General features: G+C 62.4%; 12 protein-coding genes and 1 pseudogene. 8 read left to right on the top strand and 5 right to left on the bottom strand.

Annotation, left to right across the window (positions count from 1 at the left end):
* Window positions 1-231: 231 nt before the first annotated feature.
* Together GSQ95_RS07175 and GSQ95_RS07170 are read left to right on the top strand one after the other, a co-directional pair.
* Window positions 232-2,613: a penicillin acylase family protein gene (locus GSQ95_RS07175; RefSeq protein ID WP_372240070.1), complete on the top strand. Its 2,382-nt coding sequence runs from the start codon at window positions 232-234 to the stop codon at window positions 2,611-2,613.
* A 128-nt stretch (window positions 2,614-2,741) separates the two neighbouring features.
* Window positions 2,742-3,374 (top strand): annotated as a pseudogene (locus GSQ95_RS07170) (glutathione S-transferase family protein).
* Between the two features lie 312 nt (window positions 3,375-3,686).
* Here GSQ95_RS07170 and GSQ95_RS07165 read toward each other — a convergent pair.
* Window positions 3,687-3,842 (bottom strand): hypothetical protein, encoded by a 156-nt coding sequence (locus tag GSQ95_RS07165; RefSeq protein ID WP_178118439.1) that lies wholly within the window; start codon window positions 3,840-3,842, stop codon window positions 3,687-3,689.
* A 165-nt stretch (window positions 3,843-4,007) separates the two neighbouring features.
* Here GSQ95_RS07165 and GSQ95_RS07160 point away from each other — a divergent pair, with 165 nt between their 5' ends.
* The 5 genes from GSQ95_RS07160 to GSQ95_RS07140 all read left to right on the top strand — a co-directional run bounded on the left by GSQ95_RS07160 (window position 4,008) and on the right by GSQ95_RS07140 (window position 8,231).
* Entirely contained in the window at window positions 4,008-5,072 is a 1,065-nt protein-coding gene (locus tag GSQ95_RS07160; protein WP_158893838.1) for a helix-turn-helix domain-containing protein, read from the top strand.
* A 100-nt stretch (window positions 5,073-5,172) separates the two neighbouring features.
* Window positions 5,173-5,952, top strand: coding sequence for a hypothetical protein (locus GSQ95_RS07155; RefSeq protein WP_158893835.1), 780 nt, complete (start codon window positions 5,173-5,175; stop codon window positions 5,950-5,952).
* Complete coding sequence (locus tag GSQ95_RS07150) at window positions 5,952-7,436, top strand: helicase HerA domain-containing protein (protein ID WP_158893833.1); 1,485 nt, start codon at window positions 5,952-5,954, stop codon at window positions 7,434-7,436. Before GSQ95_RS07155 ends, GSQ95_RS07150 begins: the two co-directional genes overlap by 1 nt.
* Window positions 7,408-7,722 (top strand): hypothetical protein, encoded by a 315-nt coding sequence (locus GSQ95_RS07145; RefSeq protein ID WP_158893831.1) that lies wholly within the window; start codon window positions 7,408-7,410, stop codon window positions 7,720-7,722. The genes GSQ95_RS07150 and GSQ95_RS07145 overlap by 29 nt, the downstream gene beginning before the upstream one ends.
* A 140-nt stretch (window positions 7,723-7,862) precedes the next feature.
* Complete coding sequence (locus GSQ95_RS07140) at window positions 7,863-8,231, top strand: response regulator (RefSeq protein ID WP_158893829.1); 369 nt, start codon at window positions 7,863-7,865, stop codon at window positions 8,229-8,231.
* Between the two features lie 8 nt (window positions 8,232-8,239).
* Here the strand turns inward: GSQ95_RS07140 and GSQ95_RS07135 are convergent, their stop codons facing one another.
* On the bottom strand, window positions 8,240-8,518 hold the full coding sequence (locus GSQ95_RS07135) for a hypothetical protein (protein ID WP_158893827.1): 279 nt from the start codon (window positions 8,516-8,518) through the stop codon (window positions 8,240-8,242).
* 98 nt (window positions 8,519-8,616) lie between these two features.
* Between GSQ95_RS07135 and GSQ95_RS07130 the strand changes: the two genes are divergently transcribed.
* Window positions 8,617-8,925: a hypothetical protein gene (locus tag GSQ95_RS07130; RefSeq protein WP_158893825.1), complete on the top strand. Its 309-nt coding sequence runs from the start codon at window positions 8,617-8,619 to the stop codon at window positions 8,923-8,925.
* A gap of 6 nt (window positions 8,926-8,931) precedes the next feature.
* On the opposite strand, the gene GSQ95_RS07125 is transcribed toward GSQ95_RS07130, so the two are convergent.
* The 3 genes from GSQ95_RS07125 to GSQ95_RS07115 all read right to left on the bottom strand — a co-directional run bounded on the left by GSQ95_RS07125 (window position 8,932) and on the right by GSQ95_RS07115 (window position 11,141).
* Complete coding sequence (locus GSQ95_RS07125) at window positions 8,932-9,219, bottom strand: hypothetical protein (protein ID WP_158893823.1); 288 nt, start codon at window positions 9,217-9,219, stop codon at window positions 8,932-8,934.
* Between the two features lie 85 nt (window positions 9,220-9,304).
* Entirely contained in the window at window positions 9,305-10,552 is a 1,248-nt protein-coding gene (locus tag GSQ95_RS07120) for a site-specific DNA-methyltransferase (RefSeq protein ID WP_158893821.1), read from the bottom strand.
* A gap of 70 nt (window positions 10,553-10,622) precedes the next feature.
* Complete coding sequence (locus GSQ95_RS07115; RefSeq protein ID WP_158893819.1) at window positions 10,623-11,141, bottom strand: hypothetical protein; 519 nt, start codon at window positions 11,139-11,141, stop codon at window positions 10,623-10,625.
* Between the last annotated feature and the right edge of the window lie 172 nt (window positions 11,142-11,313).

Below are 11,313 nucleotides of genomic sequence, written 5' to 3'. Positions count from 1 at the left end.
TCAAGGCGATGGTCACTCTGGCCTGCATTGATCGCTGTTGGCGCGTCGACTTTTGAGACAGAGCCTAGGGCTGATCGACGATCGCTTGTTCACCCTGTTCGTCATCATGACTGTGGCTACGACGATGATGACCGGGCCGCTGCTCACCTTGCTCGATCGCCACGCTGCCAACCGTCGCCTAGCGGGCACGCCCTGAGCGGGCATCGTTTCCCTACCCGAGAAGTGAATGTGATCAAACGCATCATGCTGTGCTTCGCTGCATTGTTGTTGGTCGTCACCGTGGGCCTGCTCCTGTACCTGCATGGCAAGCAGCCTGTGCGCGAGGGGGCGCAGGCCTTGCACGGCCTGCGCCAGCCGGTGTCGGTGCGCTATGACGAGCGCGGCGTGCCCCATATCCAGGCCGGGAGCGAGACGGACCTGTATCGCGCCCTTGGGTACGTCCAGGCGCAGGACCGCCTGTTCCAGATGGAGATGCTGCGTCGCCTGGCCCGCGGCGAGCTGGCCGAGGTGCTGGGCCGGCGCCTGCTGCCAACCGATACCCTGTTCCGTACCCTGCGCATTCGCCAGCGGGCCGATTCCCAGGCCGCCGCGGTGGACCCTGCCAGCCTCGAGGCGCAGGCCATTCAGGCGTACCTGGAGGGTATCAATCAGTACCAGCAAAGCCACGCCCGCCCGCTGGAGTTCGACCTGCTGGGCATCCCAACCCGGCCCTTCACCCCGGCGGACATCTTCAGCGTCATTGGCTACATGGCCTACAGCTTCGCCGCCGCCTTCCGTACCGAACCCCTGCTGACCTACATCCGCGACACCCTGGGTGAGGACTACCTGCGCCCGTTCGTCAGTACCTGGCAACCCGGCGGCGCCCTGGCCACGCTGCCACTGACCGCAAACGACTGGCGCGGCATGGCAGCACTGGCCAAGTGGAGTGAAGACGCGGTGTCCAACGCCGGCTTGCCGCAGTTCGAAGGCAGCAATGGCTGGGTGATCGCCGGCAGCCGCACCGCCAGCGGCAAGCCGCTGCTGGCCGGCGACCCGCACATTCGCTTCGCCGCGCCGTCGGTGTGGTACGAGGCCCATCTCTCGGCGCCGGGGTTCGAGCTATACGGCGACTACCAGAGCCTCGTTCCTTTCGCCCTGCTGGGGCATAACCAGGCGTTCGCCTGGACCCTGACCATGTTCCAAAACGACGACATCGACCTAGTCGCCGAAACCACCGATTCGGCTCACCCAGGGCAGGTGCTTTACCACGGCGAATGGGTCGCACTGGAAGAAGAGACGCAATCCATCGCGGTTAAGGGAGAGGCTGCGGTCGAGCTGCGCCTGCGTCGCTCGCCGCACGGCCCGATCGTCAACGATGTGTTGGGCCAAAACGCTGGCACCCGGCCCATCGCCCTCTGGTGGACCTACCTGGAGGCGCCCAATCCGATCGTCGAGGCCTTCTACCGGTTGAATCGCGCCGACACCCTGGACAAGGCACGCAGTGCGGTCGCCGGCATCCAGGCACCGGGCCTCAACGTTTTGTATGCCAACGCCGGCGGCGATATCGCCTGGTGGGCCGCTGCCGCCTTGCCGCGCCGCCCGGACAACGTCGACCCCGCCTTCATCCTTGATGGCGCCAGCACGCAGGCGGACAAGGCAGGCTACTACCCGTTCACCGAGAACCCTCACGAGGAAAACCCAAAACGTGGCTACGTCCTTTCCGCCAATACCCAGCCGCCGTCGCCCAGCGGCCGGGTGATCCCCGGCTATTACAATCTGCCGAACCGTGGCCAGCGCCTGGACCGAATGCTTGCCCAAGGCGGCGCCTGGAGCACTGGCAATAGCGAGTCCCTGCAACTGGACGACCGCACGGACTACGCCGCGCGGGTCCTGGAGACGTTGCTACCGACGTTGCGCCAGCAAATCAGCGATACCCGCCAGCAACAGTGGCTGGAACTCCTGGCGCACTGGCAGGGCAACTATCCGCGGGACTCGCTGGAGGCCACGCTGTTCAACCAACTCTTCTACGAACTTGCACGGGCCACTCTGCATGACGAACTGGGCGATACCTTGTTCGACAACCTGTTGGGTAGCCGCGTGCTCGACACCGCCATGCCGAAGCTGGTCGCGGATGAGCGCTCGCCCTGGTGGGATGACCGCGACACCCCGGCCAAAGAAAGTCGCGCCGATATCGTGCTCAAAGCCTGGAAGGCCACCATCGACCATCTGCGCTCTGCCCTCGGCGACGATCCGCGGCAATGGCAATGGGGCAAGGTGCATCGTCTGACCCAGATGCATCCGCTGGGTACCCAGCCGGTGCTGGGTGTGCTGTACAACGTGGGGCCGTTCGAGGTAGGCGGCAGCCACGAGGTTCCGAACAACTTCTCCGCGCCACCCGGCCCGGCGCCCTGGTCGGTTAGCTACGGGCCGTCGATCCGCCGCATTATCGACATGGGTGCCCCGGCGGATGCCCTGGGATCACTGCCCTTGGGCCAGAGCGGCGTGCTTTTTGACCGCCATTATAAGGACCAGGCAAGACCGTTCGTGGAGGGCCGCTACCAGACTATGCACCTGTCCGAAAGCGATGTAGCCGGGCACACCGAAAGCCGGCTCGAGCTGCACCCGGCCGACTGAGCGGGAGCGGGTGAAACCGAGGCCGATCCTAATGGCAGATTGACCCCTGCCGCACTGACATGTTTTTCTCCGAGTGCCCGTCATCATTCACGGGTTAGCCCTGTTTCCGGGGGCAAGGAAGGAGCGTCATGTCAGAGTTCAGGTTGCATTGCTTTGCCGATTCCGGGAACGCCTACAAGGTCGCGCTGATGCTTGAGCTGACACGTCAGGACTGGGAGGCGGTTTTCGTCGACTTTTTCAGTGGCCAGACGCGCCAGCAGGACTGGCGCGACGCGGTCAACGACCAAGGCGAGGTTCCGGTGCTGGAGCACGCCGGGAGGCGGCTCACCCAATCGGCGCTTATCCTCGAATACTTGGCTGGGCACACCGGCCGCTTCGGGGCACGGGACGAGGAGGAGCGGCGCGAGATCTGGCGCTGGATGCTCTTCGACAACCACAAGTTCACCTCGTAATACGCCACCCTGCGCTTCCTCTACGGCCTCAAGCAGAGCGGCGAGACGCCGGTTACCGGATTCCTCCGCGAGCGTGCGGTCGCGGCCTATGGCATCGTCGATGCGCACCTGGCTGACAGGTCGTTCATGCTCGGCGAGCGACCGACTATCGCCGATCTGTCGCTAGCCGGATACGTGTTCATGCCGGAGGACACCGGGATTGCGCTGAAGACGTTTAACCATATCGAAGCCTGGAAGGCCCGCCTGCGCGCCTTGCCGGGCTGGAAGCCGCCCTATGAACTGATGCCGGGTGAGGTAGCGGCCTCGTAACGGATAAAGCCCTCGGCACAGAGTTCGCAGTTCTTTTCGTGTTGCGATTGACTCAGACGTTAGGCGGGAGGTATTGGGTTACGAGCTATGATCTTTGCGCTCTAAGGGAAACTCTGATCAAGTTGTTCCTCAGCTGGAACTGGACGGCACAAATGCGCCGAAAAGCCCGATTGTCAGCTACTGATAATTGGATAACTAAGGCAAAGCGTTTTTTGTCCTGACGGGCGTCCCTCTCCCACTGCAGGTAATGTTTGCCGGCGCACCATCCGCACACTCCATAGTACAAGCAGTGTGGCCAGTTGCGCGGTATTCTTAGCCAAGCCAAGGAAGCAGGTTTTCACGTAGCCAGAGTGTCACGCGATCAGCGACTACTCCAATCGCTATCCCGACGTCGAGTGCGGCTTGCAGGTCGCTATCGGCGGTAAAGCCGGAATGGAACGCGATGTGCCAGGTGAAAGGTGTGGACATGGTCGGCAACCTGCTGAGAAATGCCTAACCTGTCAGCCTTTTGAAATACGCAAGTCACAAGCGCGGTAAGCGAAGCTCTAACGCCTCTAGCCCGGTATCTGGAGTGCGGACTTGCATTTTGAAAACTCGTGGGAACGTCGATCTACCCTAACAGAGGTGGTAGATATGACGAACCAGTGGTTTGAAGCGAATCGATTGGAGAGACGATGGCCTGCCATCCGGCGGGCGCTCACTCAGCGCGGAACCAATCTGACGCAGCTCGCGGATAGCAATCAGTTATCGAACCTGCGGACCGCCGCACGGCGCTCCTTTCCTGCTGCAGAAGCGGTTATCGCCGAAACGCTTCAGGTGGCCGTGGAAGCGCTCTTCCCGGAGCGTTATGGCGTACAGTGGTCGGAGGTTGTACAGCAGGCCTTCGATGCGCTGCTCGAACAGCTGAGCGGCGCCACAGCGGCACAGGCCGGTATGGAGGGCTTCGGCATGCATGTCGCCCAATGGGAGACGCGCCCGCAGCCTTTGCAGGACTGTCCTCGCAATGAGCCAGGACGGCTTCGTTGGATCAAGGCAAGGCTGCAACGGCGACAGTTCGTTCTCGAGCACCTTGCCCATCATGCCGGTGTGACGCGAAAGGTCTTCGATAGCCTCGGCCGCTCGCCACATGTTGGTCTGCAATCACTCATCGCGCGATGCCTGGGCGTGTCACCCCACGAGCTCTGGCCGGAGCGATACGGCTTTGATGGGCGAGCGTTCGGCAGTGACACTGCCGGTAGTGAGCACCACGAACGGCAGGTTCCGGAAGCGGCTCGCTTAAGTCTAGGCACCGGCCTTTGGCTCCCGCTGCGAGACTTGGTCGGCTTGCCTGGACTGCATGGGCGATTCACTGCAATTCGTCGACGGGCGCAGGATGAGCGCTGGATTTTGCGCATACGCTTTGAGGTGACCGAGGTGCTGTTCACCTCACTCCCGTCCGAGACTAAGGCTCATCTCCTAGACGTACGCTCCGACCCTGACATCGCCTCTCGCGTAGAGATGACCTATACAGCTGATCCGGTACCGCTTTCATGCAGCGATAAGACCGCTCAGCCGGCGGCGAAGGTTATGGCCGTTGAAGGCGGGATACACCTGGGATTAATCGGCGAGGCTGGCAGGAAGCTGGATGTACGGATCTGCGGGCGAGCTGTGCCTAGCTTCGCCATTGCGCTGCTGGGGCAAGGCAGGAACGGTACGTAGGGGCAGTGAATGAGCGAGGTTCGCTCCCGCTGTGGGAGTGAACTCGGCTCGAAACGGCAGTCCCTTTCGCCATGCTGGGCTTCTCCAAGGAGCTCAGTCCATGAACACAGATGCTGTATTTGCCGCGCTATCGCGCGCAGGTATCGACCCCTTTCCGTGGTGTCCGATTGAAAGCGAGCTATCCCCAAAGCAGATGCATCGCCGGCTGCTACGGCTCAGTACTGCGCCCTATGCAGACGGCTATCTTGCAATCAGCGAAGTTGCTGATTTGGGTGAACTCGCCTGCTCGCTAACTCAGCTTGGGATACCTGACGCTGAGGCTCTAGTCCAGCGCATGGCGAGGGGCTCGCTACGGCTGGATGAAGAGATGGATTTTCTCGCGGCACACATGGAGCGCGTCCGATCCAAAGCGGAAGGTCTTTATCGCGTTGGCCATCTACGCTACGCCCATGTCAAAGGCCACATCGCTGGCGAGTCGGACAGTCACGCCTACCAGGTACTCGAGCTCATCAATGAGACGCTGGACAAGTCGAATCTGCGGCAGACCACGCCGAAGTGCGTCCGGACGCTGGCGGCTCTGGAAGTGGCGCACCGCGATAGCTTGGGCTGGAAGCGACATTTGCCCAGCCCGGCAACGCTCGCTCTGCTGGGAGCAATTTTTCTCGTCGATGCCGTTACCTCTTTCTGGACAGGGCGCCTTACCTACGGTCTACCGGTGGGCGCGGTGAGCCTGGTACTCCTCGGGCTCGCCGCTGGCCGGAGAAAGAGCGCTGCGAAGGATAATGCCCTTCGCGCTGCTTCGCGTCAGGATCTAATGCGGACATCACAGCCGCTTGCTGGCGGAGAAGCCCGACCTAACCGCGGTGACAAGGCGTCCTGATGCAGATCATCTTTGGTATAGATGCGGCGGAGCAGAAGAAAAATCGTCAGATCCCGGTCATGTGGGATAGCCACAAGTTGGTGAATGGACACACGCTCCTGGTGGGGATGTCTGGCTCCGGCAAGACCTACACCCTGCGCAAGATGATCAGCCACATGCTGCAGTCATGCGGTGGGCACATTCCCCGGGTCCACATCTTCGACGTGCACGGCGATCTTTCGATTCCTGGGGCATCGGAGGTCCGTTTTTCCGAGCGCACCAATTACGGCCTCAATCCACTGCGGGTAAATCCCGATCCACACTTCGGCGGCGTGCGAAAGCGCGTGCAATCCTTCCTCACCACCATGAATCGCAGCATGCGCCAAATGGGGCCCAAGCAGGAGGCTTGCCTGCGCAACGTGCTCAACGATGTCTACGCCCAGTACGGGTTCCGGCAGGAGGATCCGAGTACCTGGGTTGTGGAGGAGGGCGCCGCGGTGGTCATGACCGATGGCAATGACGATCGGCTGTTCCTCGACGTGCTGAAGGGCGAGAAAGACGAGGCAAAAGCGTTGGGCGCGCGCTGGTCAGGGGCGCCCCTCTACAGCTGGTGGATACCGCAAAACGAGTACCACGGGGCAATCACCCGCTGGCCACCCAAACTGATGGCGCGCACTCATCCAAGTATCCGCGATGCGCTGCGCCTGGCGCAGAACATCCTGCAGCAATCCTTTCTGGGCTCCGGCGCCGAGGCCGTTACCTATCTGGAGGTGGCCAACCGCGCCGCCCAGGGCCACCGCAAGAAGGTGATCCAGGCCCTGCGTAAAGGCCAAAGCCAGTTCGACGAGGAAGCGGAGAAGACGGAGCTCGACAAGAGCAAGCGCAAGGCCATCGACGGCTATACCGCCTACATTGATGCGATCACCACCGGCAAAGAGCTCGACAGCCTGATGCGCTACGACAGTACCGACGTGCTGAAGTCCGTGGTTGATCGGCTGCAGAACCTCGAGGCGATCGGCATCTTCAAGTCGGGGATTCCGCCGTTCGACCGCACCAATCCGGTGTGGCGCTACAATATCCACGCCCTATCCATGGAGGAGCGCAAGCTGATTGTCCTCTTCCGGCTGGAAGAGCTGTTCCTTGCGGCGGTGGAGCGCGGCGAGCAAGACCACATTGTCGACGTGGTGATCCTCGATGAGGCGCACATCTACGCCGACGACGACCCCGAGAGCCCGATCAACCGCATTGCCAAGGAGGCTCGCAAGTTCGGCCTGATGCTCGTGGCCGCCTCGCAAAGCCCAACGCATTTTCCGGAGGATTTCGTCGCATCGGTCGCGACCAAGATCGTCCTCGGCATCGATGAGATGTACTGGCGCCAGAGCGCCACCAAGCTTCGTTTGCGCGAGGATGCCCTGGCCTGGGTGACCCCGACAAAGACCATGTTGGTTCAGCTGAAGATGAAAGGGGAGACCCAGAATGACTGGTTCTGGTGCACGATTGCTTAAGGGGCTGCTGCTGGCCGTGATCGCCAGTTTGCCGCTGGTCAAGGCGGTTGCGGCCGAAACGCCAGACCAACTTCCCCTGCTCGACCGCCTGGAGGCCGTGGCCATCCCGATCGGCCGCGGCGCTGTGCTGCAGGACGCCCGGGGCTGCTTGTGGGGGGTACGGCCAGGCCAAAAGGTCCCGCAGCTCGTGGCCATCTCAGATGAGGCTGGCCACGCGTTATGCCGCAGTGCTGCGCCAGATGCTGCACCGGAGCCGCAGGTGCGCCGCACGCCGCTGGTGAATTAAGCGCGCGATAAGCGATAAGGCCGTCTACTCCGCACTATTGGCGATGCAGTTTGGATTAGCTATCCCTTCATCGGATTAGCCGAACGAACGCCGCGCTGTCCGCATCTGGTGATGCAAGCGTTCCTTGATCGGTGGCCGCAATGTGCCTGGTAGTGATTGCTGAAGATGAGCCGCTTCTCGTGGAGATGCTGACGGAGATATTCGAATCCGAAGGCCTGGACGTCACTGCCTTCGCGACGGCGGACGATGCCTGGAGGTACCTCCAGACAGCGGGGCAAGCACCGGATCTCCTGTTCACCGATGTGCGAATGCCTGGATCCATGGATGGGTTGGCCCTGGCCAAGCAGGTGATGGCGCGCTGGCCAACCGCTTCGATCGTTGTATCGTCGGGTCATGTGCCAGTCGCACCGGGGCTTCCCAGCGCATCGTTTCTTCCTAAGCCCTGGTCGTTTGGTCAGCTGACCACGCTGTGTCGCAACGTCCAGGCTCGCCAGCAGCGCGCGGATTAAGCTGATCGCTACCCGGCGAACTCGCCGGCGGACTCAGTGCTGCGGATGGTCGACAGCAGCTGCTTCACCGTCTGGCCTGGCTGTCGTGTCGCGCTAATCGCCGCGCGCCAACGCTGAAGAGGGTGACCCAGGCTCTGACAGGCGCTCCACGCCCACGCCTGCTGCTGCAGATCGTCAAGCTCAGGCCAATCCATATCGTGTCCGTCGGACGAGTCGGCGTGCAACCGCTTCGCCTGGGCGATCACGGCAAGCAAAAACTGGATGTGCTGCTCCGGAGAGAACGTCATGCCGGCGGGCCCTTATTTATGCGGTGATGACGCCTACTACCGGGATGGCGGCCGAACCGAGACGGTCTACAGTAGTACGATGACCTTAAGGAGGCGTTATGGCAGACCTTGGTTTTCTTCCCCACCAAGCGCGGCTGCGCTGGGTCGCGCTGATCGAGCAGATGGCCGTCATGGGCCTTGGCCACCTGGTTCGCTTCTATGGGCAGCTGGAAGGATATATCCTGGCCTTGCTCGATGTTGGTTCGATTACCGCGCCACAGCATCGACATCTCGCCCGCCTGGCCAGCGAGTGGTTCGCCCAGTGCCGGGCCGAGTACCTCAAGCGCAAGCAGAAGCCTCGGCGGCGGATAGCAGGTGCGGTTCGAGCCAGGATTGATGAGAGTCATAGGCGGCCAGAGCACGCCTGAGCTGAGCTACTTGGCGTGGCAGTAGAGAGCCGCCAAGGAGTGATCGAGCCAGTCCGGCGAGGCCGGGCGCTCGTTGAGCAGGTTCGGGTGCGCAGCTGCCAGGCTGTGGGCGTCGAGCTGCTGGGAGTTTGCCGCGCGATCTACTGCCAGCGGGCAGCCGTCGGCGGTGTTGCTACCGGACAGCGATCGGCTCAACGGCCCGGCGGAAAAGGCGATGCTGATGGCGCCGCAAAAGCCGACGGTGAGGAGCGTCCCGCTTGTGGTGCCCTGGGTGATTCGCTGGAGAAGGTGCATGCTGCCGAGCTCCGGTTTGATCGACAGCAGCAGGGTAGCGAGAGCTGGTCTTCAAAAATCCTGAGTTCGACCCGTCGCCGGGCGTTCAATGCTGCGATGTAGGCTGGAGCGCAGGGTTGATCCAGAGCCCGTCGAACCCGCGAAAGAGCGGCGCTGCGCCCAGCACATGCTCGAGGATGTTCTCGACACAGATCCAGCGTCGCCCGGCTTCTTCCGCCGCGCGCCCGACCATCATGCGGCCGGCGAAGAGATCCACTACCAGGTCGTCCACCTCGGTCAGCCACCGTATGAGGAAATCTGCCAAGGCGAAGGGGAAGGGCGCGCTGTGCGCCGGTAGCCCGGCTTCGACCAACGCCTTCCGGTGCTCACGGCTGCGTCTACAGCTGTGGCCAATCTGCAGCACGTTCTTCGGTATGGCACCTTCTGTGGGCGCCGCGAAGCTACCCGGGCGCAGGCGGTAGGCGCCGTTGCCATAGGAGGTCTGGCGCGTATCGCCCCCGGCCGCGATGAGCCTGGCTTGCCGATCAGAATGCGGTACCAGGACCCGCCGGTTGTTCGCTTTGCATCGAAGCGGATCAGGCGAGAACCAGTAGCAAGGCTCCCAGGCGACGTTGAGCTGTTGCCGACTGAGGCTCGCCCACTGGAGGGGACCAGGTGCCTTGCTGCGGTTCTCCCACACCAGTCGATCCATCAGGTGCAGGCCAAGGCGATCTTCCAAGGCGATGACGAGGCGCTCCAGGTACGTCGACCGCGCTGGCGACCGGTGAAGGAAGATGTCGTTGGACAGGTTCAGGACCAGGCTACCGGTGCTGGCAAGGTTGCCCAGCAAGGGCTCGATCGTGCGACAGATGAAGTCGGTGAATTCGCTCGCCTTCGGATTACCGTATCCCCGTGGTTGCTGCAGGGGATAGGGTGGAGAGGTCAGCACCAGGTCGATGCGCTCTTCCAGTCCCTGCAGCGCCTGGGGCGAATGGCCGAACAGTGCCAGCGCCAGCGACGTGCTGAACCCCAGCAACGTGACCTGCGGCGCCGCTCGATGCATCCCGCGCTTTGCCTTTTCGGTCAGCTGCCACACGCCCCGCTCATGCGGAACGCGCTCGAGGATGCCGCAGGCCTTGAGGGTCTGCTGATGCCAGCGAATCTCGCGTGTGACGGGGCTGCGGGGCTGACCGGCCGCGCCAATTGGCTGCTTGGCGTGAACCTCCCGGTCCTGAAGCCCTGCGGCGGCGCCGACGAGGCGATAGAGCTCCGCGTTGGCCAGTGGCCGATCCGGGCAATTCCGGAAGGCCGCTTCGACGAGAGGGAAGAGGTCGAGCTGTGGAGATTGGACCATGGTAAGGACTGCTCAAGGTTGGGTGATATGCCTCATCTTTCCAGGCGTACCGCAAATGCAAGGGCGTGGCCTAATCCAGCAGGCGCTCAAGAGCCGGCTGGTGGGCGAACGGCGCGAGCGATCCGCTGACGCGAGCCTCCTCATCGATCAGCGGACGATGGTGCGGCGCGGTCGCGGTCGCAGCGAACGTCGGGTCGGCCTTCAGGACCTCCAGCAATCCGTAGTAGAGGTAATGGAGCCGGGAGTGGTCGTCGTGGCCGTTGCGGCTGTGCGCGACGGTGATCAGCTGCGACAGCGCCAGTAGTGAGCACAGGTAGCTGGCAGCTTCGAGCGAAAGGGATTCTTCGACCTGGCCCAGGGTTGCCGTCACAAGCACGCCCTCGACGGGCAGCACCAGGGCGAAAGCTCCGTTGAAGTAGCGGCGAAGCTGATAGGCGCCATTGCGGTACCCGGATCCCAGCACCTGGCGCATATTGGTCAGCACCAGGTCCTCGAACGGTAGGCAGTAGCGACCGAGGAGGCTGTAGAGCTCCTGAGTGGTTGGCTCGCTGGTGACGACGAGCTGCAGCGCGTGATCATTTCTGTGCATAGCAGATTCCTCAAGTTGAACCTGCTCAGCATCCAAGAGCCGCGGTAAACGCAAACGGCCATTCATGCCGCTTGCGGGACCGGTTCGAGGGGGGCTGTTGACCCTAGGCGCCGGCTTGACTAGGGCTTGTCTGAAAAGTCGTGTTTGCTAGCCTGTTCCTGTGATGGCAATG

The organism is Pseudomonas sp. BAV 4579 (genome assembly GCF_009765395.1).
GTDB lineage: Bacteria > Pseudomonadota > Gammaproteobacteria > Pseudomonadales > Pseudomonadaceae > Chryseomonas > Chryseomonas aestiva.
The sequence above is the reverse complement of the archived record's forward strand: the minus strand, read 5'-3'. Positions and strand labels throughout refer to the sequence as shown.